This window comes from Lysobacter sp. Hz25 (assembly GCF_046097045.1).
Taxonomy (GTDB): domain Bacteria; phylum Pseudomonadota; class Gammaproteobacteria; order Xanthomonadales; family Xanthomonadaceae; genus Lysobacter; species Lysobacter antibioticus_B.
Genome location: NZ_CP175666.1, coordinates 816,359 through 839,586 on the forward strand (window position 1 = coordinate 816,359; position 23,228 = coordinate 839,586).

Here is a 23,228-nt window from a genome sequence, read left to right on the forward strand (position 1 = left end):
CGCGCCGGGATTTTCCGATAAGACGTCCCTGTCTTATCGGAAAACGCCGCACGTCCTGTGCGGCGCCCTCCGGGTCTCCACTTGACCGGTAAAGCGGCAAAGCAGATCAAAATCTCGGCAACGGCAACGGCAACGGCAACGGCAACGGCAACGGCAACGGCAACGGCAACGGCACGCCAGGGCTTCAAATCGACAGCAGGGTTCGGGTAACCCGCCATTCCAGGGCAGGCCTGAAGCCAAACAGCGCATCCAACTATTTGCGCCGCAGCGCATGACCATCGCGCTGCATCTGCCGATGATGCCGCTCCGCGCAGGACGGGCCGCAATAGAGCCGCTGCGGGTCGTCGTCGAACGGTTCCAGGCAGGCGTGGTTCAAGCAGTAGCCGGCCGCGAGCGGCCGGGTCGTGGCTTCCGCGGCCAGCAGATGGGCCTGCAGCGATTGGGCGAGGTTGATCTCCTCGAATTGCTGCGCTTGATCGATGATGTCGCTCATGGAGGAATCGAATCCTTGGGAAAGGCGCCGACGCGAAGTCGTCGCAGGGAGGCGGGTCGAACGCGGCAGGGCTGGTCCGATATGGCGGACCGGGCGGCCGTGTTCGTGTCGGCATCAGCCTTCCATCGCCGCGTCCCACCGGCTGACACGCGGGCGCGGACGGCGGAGGCGAAATCGCATGGCCTGCGCGTTTTGCGCCGTGGTTCACGCCGGAATGCGGATGGGCTGAACCGAGTCCCTACGGCATGAGGTCATGACATGACGTGCGCATGAACGAAGTCCATAAATGCGGCGCGCGTATCTCGAGGTGAGACGTCGGCTCGCTAAGGTGTCGTCATCGGCCATCGCGCGGCCGAGTGGAGTGCGCCATGACGTTCGAGACCCGTCCCGATCGCGGCCCGGAACCCAGCCGCGCCATGCAGGCGCTGTACGACGCCACCTGGTTCGCGTTGTGCGAAGGCGACCGTTATTCGGCGATGGGTCGGCGCGCGGTCGCCAACTCGTTCTACAAGCTGCTGCCGCTCCTGGCCGAAGCGCGCAAGGCCATGGTGCTCGAGACCGCCGCCGTCCAGGCCGCGGGCGACGGTGCGGCGATAGCGGGCGAGCGTGCGCTGTGCGTGCTGCCCTTGGCCGGCATCGAGACCATCGACGCGGCCTCGTCGTCGCTGGCGCAGGACGAATGAATCGGCGCGGACCGGTCTAGTCGACGGGTCGGTGCCGGTTCGATCGTCGTTGTCGGCATCGCGCGGGCCACGGACGCGATCGGTCCGCAACACGGCTTGGGCCGGCCAGACCCGCCGATCCGATTCGATCCGGCTCAATCCGGGCAAGCCCGATCCGGGCAGGCCCAAGGCCCTGGTTTTCCTGCGTTTCAGGGCCGTCGCCGCGGGCGCGCAAGGCCCGACAGGCGACGAAGCAGCCGGCTCCGGCTATGATCCCCGGACCGACACAAGGGAAGTGGATCGATGATCAAGTTGGCTTGGGTACTCGGCTTCACCGCAATGCTCGCTCTACCCGCCGGGATCGCTTCCGCCGCCGAACCCAATGCGCCCGCCGCACCGGCTGCCCCGCCTGCCGCTGCGACCGCCGTTACCAGTGCCGCCGACAAGGCCTTGCACGACACCATCGCCGGGCTCGATACGCAGGTGTTCGACGCGTTCAACCGCTGCACCGACCCGAAGCAGCTCAAGCGCTATTCGGATTATTTCTCGTCCGACGTCGAGTTCTATCACGACATCGGCGGCGTCTCCTGGACGCGCGAATCGATGATCGCCCAGACCCGCGCCGGCGCCTGCGGCAAGATCCGCCGCGAGCTGATCCCGGGCACGGTCAAGGTGCGTGCGATCAAGAATTACGGTGCGCTGGAAACCGGGCAGCATCGTTTTTGCCAGGTCAAGACCGGCCAATGCGACGGCATCAGCGACTTCCTGCTGATCTGGCGCCAGCAGGCCGATCATTGGGAAGTCGGCCGCGTGATCAGCTACGGCCACGTCGACAACAATCCCTGAGCGGGCGCGGCGGGCCTGAGGCCCGCATTGGCGCGATCCGCGGCGTGATCAGCGGCGTGTTCGCGATCGCGCCCTGCTGAATCCGTTCGAAAGCAAACCGCCTCCCCGTGCTCGGCATTGCGTGCTCAGCAGGGGGAGGTTTCGGCGCGTCCGCTCGACCGCTTGCCCAGCGAGAGCCGGGCAGCGGGCGATCAGGACTTCTTCGGCGGCGGCAGGGCCTTGGCGTGAACCTTGTTGCCTTCGGCGAGCAGGGCGTTCGGCGCCAGCACGATGGTCTCGCCCGGGCGGACGCCGCTGAGGATCTCGATCTCGTTGCCGAGGTTGCGGCCCAGGGTGACGTCGCGATAGGCGATGGTCGAGTCGCTCTTGAGGGCGACGATCTGGGCGCCGCTGGCGCGCTGGACCACGGTCGACACCGGCAGCACCACCGCCGCGGCGGCGCGGGGCAGGTGCAGGCGGACGGTGCCGACCATGCCGGCCGGGATGCGGCTGTCGGGGTTGGGCAGGCGCAGTTCGGTGCGCATCACCCCGGCCTCGCGCGAGAGGTTGCGCGCGCTGCGCGCGACCTGGGCCTTGAAGACCTGCCCGGGCAGTTCCGGAAAGCTGACCTCCGCTTCCAGGCCCGGTTCGATCTGCAGGGCGGCGTTCTGCGGTACGTCGACGACCACGCGCAGCGGGTCGAGCACGTTGACCTCGAACATCGGCGCGCTGGCCGAGGCCGAATCGCCGACCACGCGATCGCCGCGCTCGATGTTGCGCGCCACCACCACGCCGGCGAACGGCGCGCGCACCGCCTGGAACGACTGCCGTTCCAGGGCCGCGGTCAGGCGCGCCTGGGCGGCGTTGCGCGCCGCGACCGCGACATCAAAGCTGCCCTTGCGGTCGCTGAAGTATTCCTTGGAGATCGCGCCCGAACCGATCAGCGCCTGGGCGCGGTCGTAGTTGACCTTGGCCAGTTCCTGGTCGGCCGCGGTCTGGGCGAGCACGGCGCGCGCTTCGCGCACCGATTGGTCGATCTCCGGCGCGGAGATCGTCGCCAGCACCTGGCCGGCGGCGACGCGGTCGCCGAGTTCGACCTTGCGTTCGCTGACGAAGCCGGTCGCGCGGGCGTACAACTGTGCCGACTCGCCGGCCTGCGCGCGCGCGGGCAGGGACAACTCGGTGATCGGGTCGGCGGCCTTGGCCTGCACAGTGAGCACTTCGGGCAGGGCCGCGGCCGGTGCGGTCTCGGCGTCGCTGTGGCCGCAGCCCGACAGCGCGGCCAGCAGGGCCGCGGCCAAGGCGGTGCGCAACAGCGAACCGTTGAGGACGATGTTCATGGAGCGACTCCTGCGGCGATGGCGGCGGCGTCGACCGGATCGGTCTGCGCCTGCGGTTTCCGGCGGCGGCCGAGCACGGCCAGGATGGAAGGAACCAGGATCAGGGTGGCCGGCGTGCCGAACAGCAGACCGCCGATGACCGCGCGGCCGAGCGGCGCGTTCTGTTCGCCGCCGTCGCCCAGGCCGATCGCCATCGGGATGATGCCGAGCACCATCGCGCAGGCGGTCATCAATACCGGGCGCAAACGCACCGCGGCGGATTCGTAGGCGGCCAGTTCCGGGTCGTGGCCGTCGGCGATCAGGCCGCGCGCGAAGCTGGTGACCAGCACGCTGTTGGCGGTGGAGACGCCGATCACCATCATCACGCCCATCAACGCAGGCACGCTCAGCGGCGTGCCGGTGACGAACAGGCCGATCGCGGCGCCGGCGATCGCCACCGGCAGGCCGGACATCGCCACCAGCGGCTGGATCCACGACTGGAAGTTCACCACCAGCACCAGGAACACCAGGATCGCCGACATCAACAAGCCGGCGGCGAGCTCGCCGTAGGCGCTCTGCATCTCGCCGGCCTGGCCGACGATCTCGATGCGGTTGCCGGGCTTGAGCTTGGCGCCGAGTTCGCTAGTGATCGCGGTCAGCTCGTCGTAGACCGAGCCCAGGTCGGTGCCCTGCACGTTGGCGACCACGCTGATGGTCGGCGCCAGGGTGGTGCGGGCGATGCTGGCGGGAACGTTGCGCGGCGTGACCGTGGCGATGTTGCGCAACAACACCGCCTGGCCGTCGCTGCCGATGCGCAGCGGCGCGTTGAGCAGGGCGTCGATGTTCTGCAGGCGGTCGATCGGCGCCTGCACCTGCACGGTGTAGGCGATGGCGTTGACGGTGTCGGTCCAGTACACCGGCGAGACCGTGCCGGCCGAACCGAGCACCGCGAGCACGGCGCGGCTGGCCTGCTGCGCGTCGAGGCCGAGTTGGGCGGCGCGGGTGCGGTCGATCTTGACCTGGTACTCGGGCAGGTCGAGCACCTGGCGCAGGGCGATATCGACCGCGCCCGGCACCTGGTGCAGGCGTTGCTCGATCTGGCGAGCGGCGGCGAGGTTGCCGGGCACGTCGCGGCCGATCAGGCGCACCTCGAAGGCGGCCGCGGCGGAACCGGCGAGGGTGCGACTGGTCGCGTCGGGCGGGCGCTCGAACAGCTTCACGTCGGGGAAGCGTTCGGCGATGCGCTGGCGGATCTTGACCAGGTAATCGTGGCTGTTGGCGTGCGGCGAACGCAGCTGCAGCATGATCTCGGCCTCGAACGAGCCGACCACGGTGCTGTCGACCAACGACAGGTTGATCGCGTCGGGCACGCCGATCTGTTCGTACACCGTCTGCAGTTCGGCCGGCGGGATGATGCTGCGGATCTCGCGCTGGATTTCGCTGACCCGCGCCGCGGTCTCTTCCAGGCGCGTGCCGGTCGGCAGGCGCACCTGCAGGCGCAACTGGCCGGCGTCGACCTGGGGGAAATACTCGCGGCCCAGCGACATCGCCGCGAGCGCGCCGGCGCCGAACACCAGCACCGCGACCAGGCCCAGCACGGCGCCGTGATGGCCGAGCCGGATCAGCAGCGCATGATGCTTGTCGCGCAGCCGGTCGAGCACGTGTTCGACTTTATGACTGACCTTGAGCAACAGCTTTTCCGGCGCCCAGCGCGGGTTGGCGCGGCTGGCGATGTCGGCCGGCAGCAGCAGGTAGCACAGCACCGGGATCAAAGTGCGCGAGAGCAGGAACGAGGCCAGCATGGCGAAGATCACCGCCAATGCGAGCGGGGTGAACACCCACGCCGACAAGCCGGTCATCAGCAGGATCGGCGTGAGCACGATGCAGATCGCGATGGTCGAGACCATCTCCGGGAACACCACTTCCTTGGCGCTGTCGAGGATCGCGGTGCGCACGTCCTTGCCCAGGGCGATGTTGCGGTTGGTGTTTTCGACGTCGACCACCGCGTTGTCGACCAGGATGCCGATCGCCAGCGCCAGACCGCCCAGGGTCATGACGTTGAAGGTGTAGCCGAGCAGATGCAGCATCGCCACCGAGGCGAGCAGGGCCAGCGGAATCGCCGACAGCACGATCATGCTCGAGCGCCAGGAACCGATGAACACCAACACCACCAGGGCCACCAGCAGGCCGACCAGCACCGCCTCGTGCTCGATCGAGCCGATCGCGTTGTCGACGAACACCGACTGGTCGAAGATCGGCTGGATGCGCGTGCCCGGCGGCGCCGAGGCTTCGATTTCCGGCAGGCGTTCGCGGATCGCGCGCACGATCTCCACCGCCGACGCGCCGCCGAGCTTGATCAGCGCCACCGACACCGCGCTGGAGCCGTCCATGCGCGCGATGTTGGTCTGCAGCGCGCCGCCGTCGCGCACCGAGGCCACGTCGCGCACGTAGATCACCACGCCGTTGCGCGCGGTCACCGGGATTTCCAGGAACTCGGCCGCCGTGGCCGGGCTGGTGTCGATCGAGATCTGCATCTCGCGCCGGCCTTCGCGGATCGAACCCGAGGGCAGGGTGGGGCTGCCGCGTTCGAGCGCGCCGGTGACGTCGGCCGGGGTCAGGCCGTAGGTCTGCAGCTTGGCCGGATCCAGGTCGACCATGATCTGCCGCGGCGCGCCGCCGTAGGGCAGGGTCATGCGGATGCCGGGGATGGTCTGGATCTGCGAACGCAGTTGCAGGCGCGCGTAGTCGTACAACTGGGCCTCGGTCAGCGAATCCGATGACAGCACCAGTTGCAGCACCGGCGTGCTCGACACGTTGTTGCGCACCACCAGCGGCGGCGAGGTGCCCGGCGGCATGCGCCGCAGGATCGTCTGCGAGACCGCGGTGATCTGGACCAGGGCGCGGTCGAGGCTGACGGTAGGCTGGAAATCGATGCGCACGATGCTGGCGCCGTTGAGCGTTTCCGAACGCACTTCCTTGAGGTCGTCGACGGTGTTGAGGATCGCCGCCTCCGAGAACGAAGTCATCTTCGCGGCGACGTCGGCCGCGGGCAGGCCGCTGTAGGTCCAGACCAGGTTGACCGAGGGGATGCCGACCTCGGGCAGGATGTCGGTCGGCATCTTGCGCGCCGACAACACGCCGAACAGCAGGATCAGGATCGCCAGGACGCCGATGGTGTAGCGGCGGCTCAGGGCGTATTGGACTATCCACATCGCGAGGGGTTTCCGACGGCTGGATGAGTGGAGCGAGTGTCCGCGCCGTGCGGCCGGGTCGTCGGCCGCTCGACGTGGGAATGGCTGTGCGTTGGCCGCGACGATCGGGCGGGCGCTCGACAGCGTGTCGGCGTCGGCACGGGGGGCGGTGGGGTTCCGGGCTGGGCTCGGCCTCGCTGGGCGAAGAGGGGGATGGCGCCTGCCGCGCCTGTCCTTACGGCCCGCTCCGGAGCCGGCGCCGGCGGTCGCCAGCGTCGCCCCATTCAGGACGGCGTCGTCGAGCGCAGACTCATCGCTCGCCGGGCCATTGCCGTGGCGTCCGACGGGAGATTGGGCATAACTTAGTCCCTGGGGCGCCGACGCGTTAGTACATTACTGTCGCATCATTGCCTATTCCTGCAATTCGGCCGAAGCGGCACAGTCTGAGGCCAGATTCGTGCCGATAATCGCCGCAACCCGATAGCCGACGGGAAGCCATGAACGCCAATACTTCCGCAGAATCGATCGCCCAACGCGGAAGCTGCGCGGCGCTGGCCGAGCTGGTCGACCGGATTGCCCGATTGACGCATGGCGACGGAGTGCACCCGACCGGGGTCGGCGCCCTGCAGCTGATCCGCATGAGCGCGCCGACCGAGTGCTCGCCCTCGGTGTACGAACCGCGCCTGTGCATCGTCGCCCAGGGCCGCAAGGTCGTGACCCTGTCCGACCGCACTTATCACTACGATCCGCTCAATTACCTGGTGGTGTCGGTGACCCTGCCGATGATCGGCCAGGTCGTCGAGGCCACGCCCGACAAACCCTATCTGTGTCTGCGCATCGACATCGACCCGGCCGACATCGCCCGCTTGCTGGTCGACGCCGGTCAGTCGCTGGCCGAGCGCGGCTACGGCGGCAGCCACCATTCGGCCGATCTCGGCCTGTACGCGGCCCGCGTCAACAAGACCCTGATGGATGCGGTGCTGCGCCTGATGCGCCTGCTCGATACGCCGCAGGACCTGCCGGTGCTGGCGCCGCTGGCCCTGCGCGAAATCTTCTACCGCGTGCTGATGGGCGACCTCGGCCATCGTCTGCGCGCGCTGACCGTCAGCGACAGCCGTTCCAACCGCATCGCCAAGGCGGTGGCGGTGTTGCGCCAGTGTTATCTGCAACCGCTGAGCATCGAAGCCCTGGCCGAGCAGGTGCACATGAGCACTTCGTCGCTGCACCACCAGTTCAAGGCGGTGACCACGATGTCGCCGTTGCAGTTCCAGAAGCAGTTGCGCCTGCACGAGGCGCGCCGGCTGATGATGGTCAACGGCGTCGAGGCGGTGGTCGCCGCGCATCGCGTGGGCTACGAGAGCCCCTCGCAGTTCAGTCGCGAGTACAAGCGTTTGTTCGGCGCGCCGCCGCGCGCGGAAGTGGTGCAGGCGCGCAGCGCGCCGCAGAGCTGACCGGCCGAGCCGGGGCGCCTGCGTCGAGGCACCGCAGATTCGCGTGCTTGGATAGGCCGACCGGTTCGCGCTGCCACGCGCGCATCCATCGCGCACTCACCTTCGCTCACCCACGCTTGCGCTCGCTAACGATGCGCAGGCGCAACGCGTGCGCTGTAAGCAGTAACGCAAACGAAGTGCGTTGCAGGACAGCATCGGCGGCGCGAACGCAAATAAATCCCGGATATTTTTCTTTTGCCGCGCGCGTCGCATTTTTGCCCGCGACGCATCGGTAGCGTCTGCGCTCGATGCGAGTGGAGCCAGCGATTGCGATCGCCAGCCAAGCCGGATTCGTCGGCGTGGAATCGCAATACACCAGCACAGGGACGCTGCCTGCACCGCGACGGAGCGAAAGCCTTCGCTTCGTTAGACCAAGGAGCAGGGGTCCCGCCATGACACACCGATATCGCCGCAGTCTGATGCTGTCGGCGTCCGCAGCATTGATCGCCTTGGGCGGTTGCGCCGACAGCGGCGTGAAGCCCGAACCGCACGACAAACTGACGCGCGCCGATATCCGCTCGCAGGCCGCCTTGCCGCCGCTGAGCTGGCAGATTCCGCTCGACGTCGATGTGACCCAGGGCAATCCGAACCTGCAGGACCTGCAGGACGATTTCGACTTGATGTCGTGGCAGACCTTCGTCGCGGTGAATTGGCCCGCCGACGCCAACGGCAACCCGAACACCGGCACCACCATCGGCGCGAACCTGCCGACGGTGTGGGAGAGCTGGAAGGAAAGCCGCGAGGTCTTCCTGCCCGGCGGCGCCGCGCCGCCGGCGTGGGGCACCGACTCGCCGCCACCCGAAGTGTGCAAGGGCATGGGCGACGGCACTCTCAACCTGACCCAGGTCGGCAAGACCCCGAACGTACTCGACGAAAGCGCCGAGCCGTTCGAGACCGGTCCGCTGATCGACCAGAACGGCCAGTACGTGCGCTTCGCGATCATGATGAACCAGGACATGTTCGACCGCATCGTCAGCGACCAGCTGTACAGCAAGGCCGGCCAGGCCGCCTTCAACAAGCCGGCCGACTTCGCCCAGAAACAGACGCCGAGCAACGTCGGCGCGATCATGATCAAGTCCTCGTGGAAGGTGATGGGCGGCAACGACGATACGAGCCGCTTCCACACCATCAAGGCCCTGGTCTACACCAACCCGGGCGAGCACGAGGGCGTGTCGGCTTCGTGCAAGTTGCAGACGATGGGTCTGGTCGGCCTGCACATCGTGCACAAGACCAAGCACGCACCGCAGTGGGTGTGGTCGACCTTCGAGCACGTCGACAACGCGCCGAGCCTGGGCGAGCCGCAGTCGAAGCCGAGCTACAACTTCTTCAAAAAGAACTGCACCGCCTGCCTGGCCAACGAGCCGCCGCCGCGGCCATGGAACCCGAACGCGAGCTACACCCAGCCGACCCAGGTGGTGCGCGAGATTCCGCTGACCGATGCGACCCAAAAGCTCAACGCCCAATACCAGGCCTTGCTGCGCGGCGCCAATGCGAGTTCGGTCTGGGCCAACTACGAGCTGATCAGCACGCAGTGGCCGACCAAGGCGAATAACCCGATCGACCCCAGCGGCACGCCCGCGCCGGTCTTCCTCGCCAACGCGACCCTGGAGACCTACATCCAGGGCAAGACGCCGCAAGGGTCGTCGAGCTGCATGGGCTGCCACAACAACGCCACCATGACCAACGGCATGACCTCGGACTTCACCTACCTGCTGCAGCGCGCGCAATAAGGAGCCTTTCGATGACCCCCATGGACACCTTCATCAGCCTCAGCATCGGCCTGACCGGATTCAAGCGCGGAGCGCTGGCGCCTGATGACGATACCCACGACATCAAGTCCCTGTATCTGAAGACCTTCGCCGAGCGTGTGACTCAGGCGACGGTCGACGACATCCTGCTTTGGTACAGACTCATCGACAAGCGGGTGTTGGGCAATACGCCCGATCGCGAGGAGCGCGTGGTAACGGTGCTGTTCGCGGACAAGCCCGAGTACGAACTCCCGTGCCGGAAACTGTTGTTCCTGTGGTATGCCGGCGCCTGGCCGACGGTCGTCGACACCCCCGCGTCCACTCACGGCCAAACCTTCAGCGAAGTGATCTCGGCCGAGAGCTACATCCAGGGCCTGGTCTGGCGGGTGATGCAATCGCATCCGATGGGCAGCACCACCTACAACTACGGTTACTGGGCCAACCCGCCGCCGCCGCTGAGCGCCTACCTGGAGAACCCGGTATGAGCATCGTCACGCCTACCGGCGGCTTCGACGTGGTGATCGTCGGCTCCGGCATCGCCGGTTCGATCATCGCCTACCAGATCGGCAAGACCGGCAAGAAGGTGCTGATCCTCGAAGGCGGGCCGCCGGTGCCCAAGAGCCGCGAGGAATATCTGCAGACCTTCTTCACGTCCAACGCCAAGACCCCCGAATCGCCATACCCGCCGACCATTCAGGGCGCCGTCCCGGCCACCGACGACAATCCGCTCGGCCAGCCCAACCCGTCCAGCCTCAACACGCCGCGCTACACGGTGTTGCAGATCAATGCCTGGCAGAACCCGAACGTCAGTTATTTCGTCTACGACGCCCCGAAGCAGGGCATAGCGCCCGACAGCCCGGAACTGACCTTCGCCTTCGGTAGTTCCTACGAGCGCGTCGCCGGCGGCACCACCTGGCATTGGCTGGGTACTTCGCTCAACAATCTGCCCAACGATTTCCAGCTCAAGACCAAGTACGGCCAGGGCGTCGACTGGCCCGGCGGAGTGCAGTTCTACCAGAACCTGGTGCCGTACTACCGTAAGGCCACCGAGGTGATCGGCGTGTCCGCCGACAAGCAGGCGATGGTCGATCTGTACAAGACCTTCGACGTCGAACCCAGCGGCGTGTACGGCGACAACTACGGCTTCCCGATGCCGGCCATCGTGGAGTCGATGAACGACGTGCTGTATGCGCAGAAAGTCACCACCCTCAAGATCGACAACATCCCGCTGTTCGTCACGCCGACGCCGCAGGGCCGCAATTCGCGGCCCGGCAACCGCCGCCAGTGCGCCGGCAACACCAACTGCATTCCGATCTGCCCGATCCAGGCCAAGTACGACGGATCGGTGACCCTGGCCCAGGCCCTGCAGACCGGCAACGTGCAGATCCAATACAAGACCGTGGCGAGCAACATCCGCCTCAGCGGCGACCGGGTCAGCGGCATCGACTACATCACCTACGACAGCCAGACCGGGCCGCCCACCGGCACCGGCACGGTGTCGGCGAAGCTCTACGTGCTGGCCGCGCACGCGATCGAGACGCCGAAGTTGTTGCTGATGTCGAAAAACAATCCGGGCTGGAAGAATGGCGTCGCCAACAGCTCCGGCCAGGTCGGCCGCAACCTCATGGACCACGTCATGTACCTGGCCTGGGGGCTGGCCAAGGATCCGATCTATGCTTTTCGCGGGCCCTTGTCGACCTCGGGCATCGAGGCGGCGCGCGACGGCGCCTTCCGCAGCCAGCGTGCGGCCTATCGCATCGAGATCGGCAACGAGGGTTGGAACTGGGCCACCAACGACCCCAATACCACTCTGTCCGATTTCGTCTTCGGCCAGAACATGACGCAATTGAACGGCGACTCGCTCAACCAGCAGAACCAGCCGCTGCGTTTCGATCCGACCCTGCCGGCCTTCAGCAAGTTGTTCGGCACTCGTCTGGTGAACACGCTCAACGCGATCTACGTGCGCCAGTTGCGCCTGGGCTATCTGATCGAGCAACTGCCCGATCCCGACAACCGAGTGCAGTTGTCGTCGCTGCGCGATCACCTCGGCCTGCCGCGCCCGGCGGTGACCTACCGCATCCGCGAAGACTATGTGAGAAACGCCTTCGTCTCGGCCAAGCAAGTGTCGACCCAGATCTTCAACGCGCTCGGCGCCAAGGAATACACGCAGCTGCCGGGGCCGGTGCAAACCAGCGGCGATACGGCGACGGCGAGCCTGTTCGAATACAAGGGCGACCGTTTCGCCTTCTACGGCGCCGGCCACATCATCGGCACCTACCGCATGGGCAGCAACCCGCGCGATTCGGTGCTCAACGCGCGGCAACAGTCCTGGGACCATTCCAATCTGTACATGGTCGGCAGCGGCGTGTTCCCGAGCACCGCCACCGCCAATCCGACCTTGACCATCGCCGCCCTGGCCTTGCAGGCGGCGGACAATATCCTGCACGACCTCGTTTAACCCCACGGGGCGTGCGGATGCTGCAGGGAGGGCAGAGGAGGCCGCGTCCGGGAGGGGCGCGGCCTCATTGCATTGGGCGCGGGTATCGCCGTGGCGATGGCGGATCCGTTAGAGCATCCACTCCGCCCGCGCGCGAATTCGGATGAGCGCCGCGAGTCGTCGTGCGTTTCGGTTTCAATGGAAACGGAATGCCGGGCAATGCTGTCACGGATGCCCGATCGAATCCGATCGCCTGTTCGAATCGCCTGTTCGAATCGCCTGTTCGAACCTAACGCAAGTTCGCTGGATCACCCCACGCGCGACGTCATTGCGATTCGTTCTATGAAAAATTTGACGCCGCGGTAGGGGAATTAAACGCGCGTCACGTTTGATCTAGTGAGCCGGTTCGAAGCGCCTTGCGCACGAACGGCTCTTATCGAGGTTTCCATTCGCCGGAACAAGGTCTTCGCCTTGGCCCCGCCGCGGGCGTGCGCCCGTCGGCGACGGTGTTCCGTGCTTGCGATCACACGAATAGGAAAAACAAAGAATGAAGAAGATCCCCTCCGGCAGGACATTCGCCGTGCTCGGTCTCGCCGCGGCGTGCGCGACCGTGTTGATGTGGTCGCGTCAGGATGCGCAGCAACGCTCGCTCGGTGCGCCCGGCGATGCGTTCGCCGCAACCTCCCGCGCCTCGGGCTCCTTTACCGGGGCCAGCATGCGCAACGTCGCCTACGTTGCGCCCACGCCGCGCAACGATGCGCAGGCCAAGCTCGGCAGCGGCCAATTGCTGGATGCGGTGCAGTGGCTCGCGCAGACTCAGGCGGCCAACGCGGCGTCGCCGAGCGCTGCAACGACGGGTGCCGGTGCGTCCGGCGGCTCGGGCAGCGCTCAGGGCGCTGCGAAGCAGACGGTCAGCGCCGCGGCGCAGATCGCCGCGCTCGATCGCGCCGGCATTCCGCTGCGCTTCCGCGACGGCGAGAAGGTCAAGGTCAACCTCGGCCTGGCGCTGAGCTTCGAGGAAGTGCAGAACCCCAGCCTGCTCGATCGCGCAACCTCGAGCTTGCGCGAAACCCTGCTGGCCGCCGGTCTGCAGGCGACACCGGTCAACGGCTCGCCGGTGCTGGAGGCCTTGGTCCCGTTGGCGAAGCTGGAATGGGTCGCCAGTCTGCAATCGGTCGCCCAAGTGTCGTTGATGAAGATGTCGCAGACAGCCGTGTTCAGCGACGGCGCCACCGCCAGCAACATCGATCATCTGCGCACGCTCGGCAACTACGATCAACTTGCCGAGAATCTGCGCAGGGACCTGCGCGGCGAAGGCCTGAACATCGCCATCATCGATCATTTCGGCAACCTCAACGGCGAAGTCGCGGCGCTGCAGGCAGCCGGCGAGTGGCCGAGGAACACGGCTGCGGAGCCCAACAAGATCACCATGCGGGCGTTGCAGGGGCAGGCGTTCGGCCACCGTGGCGCGGCGCACGGCAACGCGGTGACTGAGATCGTCTACGACATCGCGCCGGCGGCCTCGTTCCGCGTCTACGACAGCTCCGGCGCGGCCGACTGGGTCAGCGCGGTCCAGGACGCGGCCAACCTCAATGCCCAGAACGTCAGCCAGGGCGAACCGCGCTCGCAGGTCATCACTGCATCGCTGGGCTTCGATCTGTACGGGCCGGGCGACGGCACCGGCACCGGCAGCGCCCTCAAGGGCCTGTACGACGCCATCGAGGCGGCCGCGCGCAATGGTGTGCTGGTGCTCAACGCCGCCGGCAACGAAGCGCAGGTGCATTGGGACGGCGGCAGCACTCCAGGTGCGGTCGCCAACGTGCGACAGGATTTCGACCTCAGTGCGGCGGGCGTCGACACCGTCAATCGCTTGAACCTGGGCGCCGACTTCGGCGGTTGCATCCCGGTCGGTGCCTTCAGCGCGGAGGACCAGGAGGATTTCGAGGTCAGCGCGACCCTGGGCTGGAACGACTGGACCAATGCGAACAATGTCACCGACGCCGACTATCGGCTGGAGTTGGTGCGCTGGGCCGATGCGGTCCGCCGCAACGGCCGCGTGATCACCCCGGCCGGCTGGGTCGTGGCGACGCAGTCGGACGAGCTTCAGACCGGCGGCGCCGGCCAGACGCCGCTGGAAGGCATTTCCTTCATTCCGTCGGCCGCCACCCGCACCGCCGAATGCGATGGCGTGTTCAACAACCGCTTCGCCGGCGGCGGCAAGTTCGGTCTGCGCATCGTGCGCAAGACCGCTGGCGCGAACAATTTCCTGCGCCTGATGATCGGCGGCTATTACAAGCCGCAGTACGCGCAGGCCGAACGTTCGCTGATCCACCCGGCCGACTCGGCCAGCGCGATCACGGTGGCGGCGCTGGATGCGGCGACCTCGAACCTGGAGGGCTACAGCTCGCGCGGCCCGGTGCTGGCGGCCGGCGGTGCGCGCCCGAACGGACAGGCGGCGGGCAACGCCAAGCCCGACATGGCGAACTTCGCCAACGTCGACACGGTGTCCTACGGCGCCAACGAGTTCAACGGCACCTCTTCGGCGACGCCGCACGTGGCCGCGCTGGCCTTGCTCGGTCTGCAGCATCAGCGTCAGCTGACCAACGCGACCGTGCCGGTGCTGGCGGCCAACCCGACCGCGCAGCAACGCGCCGACCACGCCGTGGCGCTGCGTCAGCGCAACGTGTCCCTGGCCGGCTCGGTACAGGACTCGCTGACCTACGTGGCCGGTACCGGCGGCAACGACCTCGGCGTCGCCGGCTTCGACAGCAGCTATGGCACCGGCCGTTTGAAGTTCCACGCGCAGTCGCAGGCCTGCTTCCTGTCGGCGCTGTACGACCCGGCCTACCGCGGCCTGTTGCCGGCGCAGGCCAACCCACTGCCGGCAGGCCAGAAGAGCTACGACGTGCTGCACGGCGAGAACGACACCGCCTGCTCCAACGCCGTCGCGCAGTAAGGCGACAGCGCGGTAGACAGGTCATGGACCCGCGTCGCGTCCGCGCGGCGCGGGTCCGTCACCGAGCCGGCCTTGGCGTCGGCCCCGCAGGAGGCATGGCCACGATGCCCGCCGATACGGCGGGCATCGCCTTGTCTCGCTCATGCCGCCGCCGTTCGGCCCGCTATTGTCTCAGCGTGGATGCCGGGCGCTCCGCCTCGGCGGCCAGTCCTCATTGCATTGCGCGCTGCAGGCGGGCGAGGACCTCGCGCAATTGCGGCAGCAACTCGGGGGCATCGAGAATCTCGAACTCCACGCCGGTCATGGCCAGCAGCGCGACCGCCTGGTCGACCGAGTCGGCGCCGACGTGCAGCAGGCAGTAGTGATCGTCGACGGCCTCGAGCACCCCGCACCAGCTCGGGATGCGGGTCGCGAGCGCTTCGGCCGAGCCTTGCAGGCGCGCGCGCAGGCGATGCAGCTGCGAGGGTTGCCGGATGGAGCGCTCGACATAGGTGGCGACGTCCTCGGGCAGGGTGCGCGGCACGAAACTCGGCCCCGGCGTCTGCACCTGGGCGATGCGGTCGATGCGGAAGGTGCGCCAGTCCTCGCGCTGGCGATCCCAGGCGACCAGGTACCAACGCTGGCCGGTATGCGCCATGCGCAGCGGCTCGACGTTGCGGGTGCTCGGCTTGCCGGTGCGGTCGCGATAGCCGAGCTTGAGCAGCAGATGGTCGCGGCAGGCGGTGGCCAGATGGGTCAGGGTGTCGACGTCGGGCGTGGCGTTGTTGTGGCTGAGCGACACGGTCACCGAGTACAGCGCGCTGACCCGGCGGCGCAGGCGTGCCGGCATCAGCTGGTCGAGCTTGCTGAGCAGGCCGAGCGCGGTGTCCTCCATGCGCGACACGCTGCCGGTGGCGCTGCGCAGGGCCACGGCGACGGCGACCGCCTCGTCGTCGTCGAGCAACAGCGGCGGCAGCGAGGTGCCGGCGGACAATTGGTAGCCGCCGCCGACGCCGACCGAGGCCTGGATCGGGTAGCCCAACTCGCGCAGGCGTTCGACGTCGCGGCGGACCGTGCGCGCCTCCACTTCCAGGCGTTCGCACAGTTCCGCGCCGGTCCAGTGGCGCCGCTGCTGCAACAACGACAGCAGGCGCAGCAATCGGGTCGAGGTCTTGAGCATGGGCCCAGTCTAGCGACTATTTAGGACATATCCTGTCCGCTATTAGTCGTATCCTGAGCTTGTCCCGCGGTACGCCCGCCCTTCGACCAGGAATGCCCTCATGACCGTACAGACCTATCAGTTGAGCTGCCACTGCGGCGCCGTGCGCTGCGAAGCCGAGGTCGACCTGGCCGAAGGCAGCGGACGCTGCAATTGTTCGATCTGCGCCAAGCTGCGCAAGTGGGGCGCGGTGATCCGGCCGAGCGCGTTCCGCCTGCTGTCGGGCGAGGACGCCCTCAACAATTACCAGTTCGGCGGTTTCGTCGCCCATCACCAATTCTGCAAGCACTGCGGCGTGCACGTGTTCGGCAAGGGCTACGTCGAAGAGATCGGCGGCGACTATTACTCGGTCAACCTGGCCTGCATCGACAACATCGAACACGCCGAGCTCGCCGAGGTGCCGGTGACTTATTTCGACGGCCGCCACAACAACTGGTTCGAAGTGCCGGCGGTGACCAGCCACCTTTGAGCCGGCGACCTTCAGGGCAGCGATACAAGGCGCTGCGGCGCGGCTGTGCGAGGATGCAGGCCCCGACCGCAGCGAAACCGACGCGATGGATACCGAGCGACTCAAGCAGTGGTGCCGTGCCTACCCGGGCGCGGACGAGGTCGTGCATCCGGCGCCGTCGAACATCCTGGTCTACAGCGTCGGCAAGAAATTCTTCGCCTACTTCAAGACCAGTGAGCCCGAGCGCTGGCGTTTCAGCCTGAAGGTCACGCCGGACCGCTTCGTCGAACTGACCGACATGCCCGGCGCCAAGCCGGCGCGTTTCATGGGCCGTTATCACTGGGTCACCATCGTCGACGTGCGCGGCCTGCCCGACGATTACCTGCGCGAACTGATCGACTGGTCGTATCGCAAGGCGCTCGGCGGGCTCAGCCGCAAGCGCCAGGCCGAGATACTGGCCGATGCCGATGAAGCGCAGCGGCTCAGGCTGGCGCCGATCGCGCCGACGAAAGCTCGCCCAAGACTCGTAACGCTGCCGCGACGCGGGCATCGAGCGGATGGCCGTAGTTGAGCCGCAGACAGTGGCCGTGGCCGCGATGCGCCGAGAAGATCGGCCCCGGTGCGATGCTGATGCCGCGGTGCGCCGCCTCGCGATGCACGCGTAAGGCATCGCGGTCCTCGGGCAGTTCGATCCAGAGGAAATAGCCGCCGTCGGGGCGGGTCACCCGCGTGCCCTGCGGGAAATGCTCGGCGACCGCGGCCAGGTAGGCGGTCTGCTGCGCGGCGAGGGTCGTGCGCAGCCGCCGTAGGTGGCGCTCGTAGCTGCCGCGCTGCAGATAGCGCGCGATCGCCAGTTGCGCCGGCACGCAGGTCGCCAGGGTGTTGGTGAGTTTGAGCCGCGCTACCTGCTGCGTGTAACGCCCGGCCGCGGCCCAGCCGATGCGGTAACCCGGCGCGAGGGTCTTGGAGAACGAGGAGCAGTGCAGCACCAGCCCGTGCCGGTCGTAGGCCTTGGCCGGCGCCGGCCGGTGCGTGCCGAAGTGCAGCTCGCCGTAGACGTCGTCCTCGATCAGGGGCAGTTCGTGGCGCGCCAGCAGTTCGACCAGTTCGCGTTTCTTTTCGTCCGGCATCGTGCTGCCGAGCGGGTTCTGGAAATTCGTCATCAGCCAGCAGGCCTTCGGCGCGTGGCGTGCGATCGCGGTGGCCAGCGCGCCGAGCTCGATGCCGTCGCGCGGATGGGTCGGCACTTCGATCGCATGCAGGCCGTGGCGTTCGAGCACCTGCAGGGCCGCATAGAAGCATGGCGATTCGACCAGTACCGCGTCGCCGGGCCGGGTCACCGCGGCGATGCACAGGTTCAAGGCCTCGATCGCGCCATTGCACACGACCAGATCGTTGGCGCCGAGCTCGACCCCGCCGATGCGATAGCGCAAGGCGATATGGCGGCGCAGTTCGGCGTTGCCCGGGGTCAGGTCGTCGACCGTGCTGCGCGGGTCCAGGTGCACGGCCTCGTGCGCCATCGCCCGCCCCAGCTTGGCGAGCGGGAACAGCGCCGGGCTCATGAAGGCCGAGCCCAGCGGCACGATGTCGTGGGCCATCGCCGATTCGAGCACTTCGAACACCAACTCGCTGACGTCGACCGGCCGCGACTCGCCGTCCGGCTGCGACGCCGCATCGGGTTCCGGTGGCAGCGTTCGGGCCTGCTCGCTGACGTAATAGCCCGAGCGCGCCCGCGACTGCACCAGCCCCTGCGCCTCCAGCAGGTAATACGCCTGAAACACGGTGGACGGACTGAGCTGCCGCGCCGCACTGGCCTGGCGCACCGACGGCAGCCGCTGCCCCGGCGACAGCAGCCCCTGGCGGATCGAACGGGCGATGTCGTCGGCGAGGGCCTGGTAGCGCTTCATGTGGGGTCCGAATGTTCGAGGCTAGTGTCGGCGTCCCTGATCCCGCTTCGCGGGAGGGCATGCCTGTCCCTTCTCCCGCTTCGCGGGAGGGGCGTGCTTGTTCCCTTCTCCCGCTTCGCGGGAGAAGGTGGCCGAAGGCCGGATGAGGGCCGCCGTAGGCCAATCCACGACATCACCGCCAATGGGCCCTTGGTATGGCTAAGTCCGGTCAAGCCATGTATCGCGACACTTCCGCGACCTGCCCCCTCGTCCCGTCTGGAGCCATTCGAGGGTTTCAGCCGGGACGCACCGCAACACTTCCGCAAACGGCTCCCTCGTCCCGTCTGAAGCCATTCGACGGTTTCAGGTCGCTACGCAACTGACATGGTTTTTTATCCAAAATCTGATTCTACGTCTTCTGATCCGGTCCGGGCAGAATGCCCTCCGTAGCAAGAGCCCCCTTCGGAAGCCTGCCGTCATGAACCCGCAAGTCGAACTCAACCTGGCCCTGATCCTGTTCGTGCCGTGGTTTTCGATCCTGGCCTGGCTGTTCTGGGCCTATCCGCGCCAGCCGCGCGGCGGCGCCCGCACCGTCTTCGACAGCGCCAGCCTGATCCTCGCGACCGTGCTGGCCGGCTGGGGCATGCACTGGAGCATGCACAACGCCGACCCCAACGCCGGCGCCATCTGGAAACAGGTGTTGGCCAGTTCGGTCGCCTATGGCCTGTTCCTGCTGGTCATGACCCTGGCCATCGTCGTGCGTTGGCGCTGGCTGCGAGCTCGCCGCGCGACCTCTACCGCTGAGCCGGCCGCTCAAGCGGACACTCACCGAAACAGCACCCGCCCGCTCGCGGGCAAGGTCGAATCATGAAGATCCTGTTCGTCGCCGCCTTTCTCGCGGTGATCCTCTACAACCTCGGCGCCGGCCTGTACTACATGCTGGTCGACAAAGGCACCAGCAAGCGCACCGTCAACGCCCTCACGCGCCGCATCGTTTTCTCGATCGTATTGATCGGCCTGGTCGTGGCCGGCATCGCCACCGGCGTGGTCGAACCGCACGGCGTCGGCGTTTAAGCCCACTGCCCGCGCAGGCTAAGCTGGCGGCAAACCGCCGAAGAAGCCTGCGCGATGCCTCACGCCCGAATCGTTTCCAACGCCGACACCGCCGAGTACTACTTCGAAGAACGCTGCCACATCATCGAGTGGTGGAATTCCAGCGACGACCCGCAGACTTCGATCGCGCGCGCCCGCGTCGAGCCCGGCGTCACCACCCGCCTGCACCGCCTGCGCGACACCAGCGAGCGCTATGTCGTGCTCGAAGGCCGCGGCCGGGTCGAGGTCGGCGACCTGCCGCCGAGCATCGTCGGCCCCGGCGACGTCGTGGTGATTCCGCCGGGCGTGGCGCAACGCATCGCCAACCTCGGCGACAGCGATCTGCTGTTCCTGGCGATCTGCACGCCGCGCTTCGAGCCGGCCAACTACGAAGACATCGATCCGGAGGCCGCATGAGCACGACGGCGCCGACGCTCGGTCTGCGCGAACGCTACCTGGGCTGCCTGCTGGGCCTGGCCTGCGGCGATGCGGTCGGCACCACCGTCGAGTTCAGCGCGCGCGGCAGCTTCGCGCCGCTGACCGACATGGTCGGCGGCGGGCCGTTCGGCCTGCGCGCGGGGCAGTGGACCGACGACACTTCGATGGCCCTGTGCCTGGCCGCAAGCCTGATCTACCGCCGCGGTTTCGACGCGCGCGACCAGATGAGCCGCTACTGCAACTGGCGCGAAGTCGGCTACATGAGCAGCAACGGCGAGTGCTTCGATATCGGCATGACCGTGAGCGCGGCGCTGACGCGCTTCATGACCGGCCACGACCCCTTCGCCGGCGACACCGGCCCGCGCGCGGCCGGCAACGGCGCGCTGATGCGGCTCGCGCCGGTGCCGATGCTGTGGCGCCGGCATGCCGAGGCGACCCAGCACTATGCGGCCGAATCCACCCGCACCACCCATGGCGCCGCCGAGGCCCTGGACTGCTCGCGTTTGTTCGCGATGCAGTTGCGCGCCGCGCTGATGGGCGCCGGCAAGGACGCGGTGCTGACCCCGGCGATGCCGCCGCCGGCGAGCCCCAAGGTGGCGGCGATCCATGCCCGCGACTACGCCGGCAAGCGCGAGGACGCGATCGTCGGCTCCGGCTACAGCGTCGAATCGCTGGAGGCCGCGCTATGGTGTTTCCTGCACAGCGACGACTACGAAACCGCGGTGCTGCGCGCGGCGAACCTGGGCGACGACGCCGACACCACCGCGGCGATCTGCGGCCAACTCGCCGGCGCGTTCTACGGCATCGACGCGATCCCGCCGCAGTGGCTCGAACGCTTGACCATGCGCGAAGAGATCGCGGCGATGGCGGAAGCGCTGCTGGCGTTGTCGGACAGCGACGAGGTGTTGGCAGGCGCGTGAGTGATGGGGGACAAGCAGGAGCAAATCCCCCTAACCCCCTTTTTCAAAGGAGGAGCGTGGATCCTCCGCGGGCGGGCTGCTCATGTTGCTGCCCGCAGAAATGCATCGATCGTGGCCACGTCGCCACGTTCCAGCCAGGCCTCTCCCCCCTTTGAAAAAGGGGCGGGGGGAGTGCTTTTAGCTCGCCGAATGCCTCCAGCCCAGCGAGCGACTACTTACCCCGCGGTTTCAAGGCGTCCGGCGCGGTCTCGTAGACCGGGTCGGTCAGGCCCTGCAGGCTGCGCGCGCCGCCGCCTTCGACGTCGAGCACGACCACTTCGTTGCGGCCTTTGCGCAACCAGGGAGCGGGCACGAACAGGGTCTGCTGCGGGCCGATCTTCCAGTAGCGGCCGAGGTGATGGCCGTTGATCCAGACATGGCCCTTGCCCCAGCCGCGGGTGTCGAGGAAGGTGCTGCCGACACGGTCGAGTTCGAAGCTGCCGCGCCAGAATGCCGGGCCGGTCGGTGCGGTCTTGCTGGAATAGCGCAGGCCGCTCAGGTCGCTCAGCGGCAGCGGGTGCATGGTCCAGTCGAATAGTTCGCGCCCGCCGACCGTCACCGAACGGGTGATGCCCTTGCGTTCTTCGTCCAGGCGCGTGCCGAAGTTGATCCGGCCCATGTTCTCGACGAGCAGGTCGAGCCGCTCGCCCGGTTTCAGGTCGGTCGCCAACTCGCGTTCGCCGAAGCGCCGGTCCAGGGTGCCGAGCGGCTTGCCGTCGGCCAGCGCCACCGCGTAGTCGCGCACTTCGTCGACGACCAGCTTGCCGCTGGCGCCCTGCGGCACGGTGTTGCGATAGAGCACGAAGCCGTAGTTCTGGTCGAGCGCTTCCATGGTCCGCGGCAGTTGCGCACGCACCGGCCGGCTCAGCGCCGGCAGAGCGTCGAGCACGCTTACCGATTCGCGCAGCACGAACGGCGCGATCGCGATGGTCGGCGCGGCCGGCTCGGGAATCGGCGGCAGACTTTCGCCGGCTTCGAGATGACGCCCGATGACCTCGCGCAGGGCGCGGTATTTCGGCGTGATGCGGCCGGCTTCGTCGACCGGCGCGTCGTAGTCGTAGCTGGTGGTGTCGGGCTGGTACGGCATGTCGCGGCTGTAGTTCGCGCCGGCCATCCAGCCGAAGCTGGTGCCGCCATGGAACATGTACAGGTTGAACGAAATGCCCTGGCCGAGGAACCAATCGACCGTGCTCGCCGCTCGCTCGGGCGGCGTGGTGTGGTGCTGCTCGCCCCAGTGGTCGAACCAGCCGGCCCAGTACTCGCCGACCATGCGCGGCCCCTGCGGGCGGAACGCCTTGAGGTGCTCGAACGAGGCCTTGGCGTCGGCGACATCGCCGTCGAAGTTGATCACCGCGGTCACGCCCGGCAGCGGCCCGCCCTCGAAATAATGCGGGCCGGCGCCGTCGGAGGTGAACAAAGGCAGGTCGAAACCGGCACCGATCATCTGTCGCTTGATCGTTTCCATGTAATCGCGGTCGCGGCCGTAGGAACCGTACTCGTTCTCGACCTGCATCATCAGGATCGGCCCGCCGCGCGTACTCAACAGCGGAGCGAGTTCTTCATGAGTGCGGCGCAGGTAGCGCTCGACCGCAGTCAGAAAACGCGGGTCCATGCTGCGCACGCGCAGGCCGGGGGTGCGCAGCAGCCAGGCGGGAAAGCCGCCGAACTCCAGTTCGGTACAGATGTAAGGGCCGGGGCGCACGATCACGTCCAGGCCTTCCTCTTTCGCGGTGCGGATGAACGCGGCGACGTCGAGATTGCCGCTGAAATCGAACCGACCCGGCTCGGGTTCGTGCAGATTCCAGAACACGTAGGTGGTGACCGTGTTGAGACCCATCGCACGCGCCTGCCGCAGGCGCTCGCGCCAGAACTCGCGCGGAATGCGCGGGTAGTGCATTTCGCCGGAGCGGATCAGGTGCGGCTTGCCGTCGAGCAGGAAACGGTCGCCTTCGATGGCGAAACGCGGCGCGGCGAAACTTCCCAGTGAAGCGAAGGCGAGTCCCAGGCCGAGCAGGGCGGCGGCGATGCGGTGACGAGGTGCGCGTTGGATCATGATCGGGTTCCGTAGGTCGGCCGCCGCGCGGCG

Annotated in this window: 19 protein-coding genes; 13 read left to right on the forward strand and 6 right to left on the reverse strand. The window is 67.4% G+C overall.

Going from position 1 to position 23,228, the window contains the following annotated elements; translation table 11 throughout:
• Positions 1–253: 253 nt before the first annotated feature.
• A complete protein-coding gene (locus ACKN61_RS03375) occupies positions 254–493 on the reverse strand; it encodes a hypothetical protein (RefSeq protein WP_408952314.1) in 240 nt (79 codons plus the stop codon).
• A gap of 368 nt (positions 494–861) precedes the next feature.
• On the opposite strand from ACKN61_RS03375, the gene ACKN61_RS03380 reads away from it, so the two are divergent.
• Together ACKN61_RS03380 and ACKN61_RS03385 are read left to right on the forward strand one after the other, a co-directional pair.
• The gene (locus ACKN61_RS03380) at positions 862–1,176 is read left to right on the forward strand and encodes a hypothetical protein (RefSeq protein WP_408952315.1); all 315 of its coding nucleotides are present in this window, start codon (positions 862–864) and stop codon (positions 1,174–1,176) included.
• Between the two features lie 282 nt (positions 1,177–1,458).
• Positions 1,459–2,001 carry a nuclear transport factor 2 family protein gene (locus ACKN61_RS03385; RefSeq protein WP_408952316.1) on the forward strand — a complete coding sequence of 181 codons (543 nt, stop codon included), beginning with the start codon at positions 1,459–1,461 and terminating at the stop codon, positions 1,999–2,001.
• 191 nt (positions 2,002–2,192) lie between these two features.
• On the opposite strand, the gene ACKN61_RS03390 is transcribed toward ACKN61_RS03385, so the two are convergent.
• Complete coding sequence (locus ACKN61_RS03390; protein ID WP_408952317.1) at positions 2,193–3,320, reverse strand: efflux RND transporter periplasmic adaptor subunit; 1,128 nt, start codon at positions 3,318–3,320, stop codon at positions 2,193–2,195.
• Entirely contained in the window at positions 3,317–6,511 is a 3,195-nt protein-coding gene (locus tag ACKN61_RS03395; protein WP_408952318.1) for an efflux RND transporter permease subunit, read from the reverse strand. Before ACKN61_RS03395 ends, ACKN61_RS03390 begins: the two co-directional genes overlap by 4 nt.
• 476 nt (positions 6,512–6,987) lie before the next feature.
• On the opposite strand from ACKN61_RS03395, the gene ACKN61_RS03400 reads away from it, so the two are divergent.
• The 5 genes from ACKN61_RS03400 to ACKN61_RS03420 all read left to right on the forward strand — a co-directional run bounded on the left by ACKN61_RS03400 (position 6,988) and on the right by ACKN61_RS03420 (position 15,121).
• Positions 6,988–7,941: an AraC family transcriptional regulator N-terminal domain-containing protein gene (locus ACKN61_RS03400; RefSeq protein ID WP_408952319.1), complete on the forward strand. Its 954-nt coding sequence runs from the start codon at positions 6,988–6,990 to the stop codon at positions 7,939–7,941.
• 431 nt (positions 7,942–8,372) lie between these two features.
• A complete protein-coding gene (locus ACKN61_RS03405; protein ID WP_408952320.1) occupies positions 8,373–9,710 on the forward strand; it encodes a hypothetical protein in 1,338 nt (445 codons plus the stop codon).
• A gap of 11 nt (positions 9,711–9,721) precedes the next feature.
• On the forward strand, positions 9,722–10,213 hold the full coding sequence (locus ACKN61_RS03410) for a hypothetical protein (RefSeq protein ID WP_408952321.1): 492 nt from the start codon (positions 9,722–9,724) through the stop codon (positions 10,211–10,213).
• Positions 10,210–12,186, forward strand: coding sequence for a GMC family oxidoreductase (locus ACKN61_RS03415; protein WP_408952322.1), 1,977 nt, complete (start codon positions 10,210–10,212; stop codon positions 12,184–12,186). Before ACKN61_RS03410 ends, ACKN61_RS03415 begins: the two co-directional genes overlap by 4 nt.
• Positions 12,187–12,712: 526 nt before the next feature.
• Positions 12,713–15,121, forward strand: a complete 2,409-nt coding sequence (locus ACKN61_RS03420; protein ID WP_408952323.1) for a S8 family serine peptidase — start codon at positions 12,713–12,715, stop codon at positions 15,119–15,121.
• A gap of 211 nt (positions 15,122–15,332) precedes the next feature.
• Here the strand turns inward: ACKN61_RS03420 and ACKN61_RS03425 are convergent, their stop codons facing one another.
• The gene (locus tag ACKN61_RS03425) at positions 15,333–16,280 is read right to left on the reverse strand and encodes a helix-turn-helix transcriptional regulator (RefSeq protein ID WP_408952324.1); all 948 of its coding nucleotides are present in this window, start codon (positions 16,278–16,280) and stop codon (positions 15,333–15,335) included.
• Between the two features lie 100 nt (positions 16,281–16,380).
• Here ACKN61_RS03425 and ACKN61_RS03430 point away from each other — a divergent pair, with 100 nt between their 5' ends.
• A complete protein-coding gene (locus ACKN61_RS03430; RefSeq protein WP_031371959.1) occupies positions 16,381–16,788 on the forward strand; it encodes a GFA family protein in 408 nt (135 codons plus the stop codon).
• Positions 16,789–16,873: 85 nt separating this feature from the next.
• The gene (locus tag ACKN61_RS03435) at positions 16,874–17,338 is read left to right on the forward strand and encodes an MmcQ/YjbR family DNA-binding protein (protein ID WP_408952325.1); all 465 of its coding nucleotides are present in this window, start codon (positions 16,874–16,876) and stop codon (positions 17,336–17,338) included.
• On the opposite strand, the gene ACKN61_RS03440 is transcribed toward ACKN61_RS03435, so the two are convergent.
• A complete protein-coding gene (locus tag ACKN61_RS03440; RefSeq protein WP_408952326.1) occupies positions 17,250–18,674 on the reverse strand; it encodes a PLP-dependent aminotransferase family protein in 1,425 nt (474 codons plus the stop codon). The two genes, ACKN61_RS03435 and ACKN61_RS03440, sit on opposite strands and share 89 nt — an antisense overlap.
• Positions 18,675–19,131: 457 nt before the next feature.
• On the opposite strand from ACKN61_RS03440, the gene ACKN61_RS03445 reads away from it, so the two are divergent.
• Genes ACKN61_RS03445 through ACKN61_RS03460 form a run of 4 tightly spaced genes read left to right on the forward strand, consistent with a single transcriptional unit; the run spans position 19,132 to position 21,103 of the window.
• Positions 19,132–19,524 (forward strand): hypothetical protein, encoded by a 393-nt coding sequence (locus tag ACKN61_RS03445; protein ID WP_408952327.1) that lies wholly within the window; start codon positions 19,132–19,134, stop codon positions 19,522–19,524.
• On the forward strand, positions 19,521–19,727 hold the full coding sequence (locus ACKN61_RS03450) for a twin transmembrane helix small protein (protein WP_031371955.1): 207 nt from the start codon (positions 19,521–19,523) through the stop codon (positions 19,725–19,727). Before ACKN61_RS03445 ends, ACKN61_RS03450 begins: the two co-directional genes overlap by 4 nt.
• A gap of 54 nt (positions 19,728–19,781) precedes the next feature.
• Positions 19,782–20,162, forward strand: a complete 381-nt coding sequence (locus ACKN61_RS03455) for a cupin domain-containing protein (RefSeq protein WP_408952328.1) — start codon at positions 19,782–19,784, stop codon at positions 20,160–20,162.
• A complete protein-coding gene (locus tag ACKN61_RS03460) occupies positions 20,159–21,103 on the forward strand; it encodes an ADP-ribosylglycohydrolase family protein (protein ID WP_408952329.1) in 945 nt (314 codons plus the stop codon). Before ACKN61_RS03455 ends, ACKN61_RS03460 begins: the two co-directional genes overlap by 4 nt.
• A gap of 211 nt (positions 21,104–21,314) precedes the next feature.
• Here ACKN61_RS03460 and ACKN61_RS03465 read toward each other — a convergent pair whose 3' ends face one another.
• Complete coding sequence (locus ACKN61_RS03465; RefSeq protein ID WP_408952330.1) at positions 21,315–23,195, reverse strand: glycoside hydrolase family 35 protein; 1,881 nt, start codon at positions 23,193–23,195, stop codon at positions 21,315–21,317.
• Positions 23,196–23,228 lie beyond the last annotated feature (33 nt).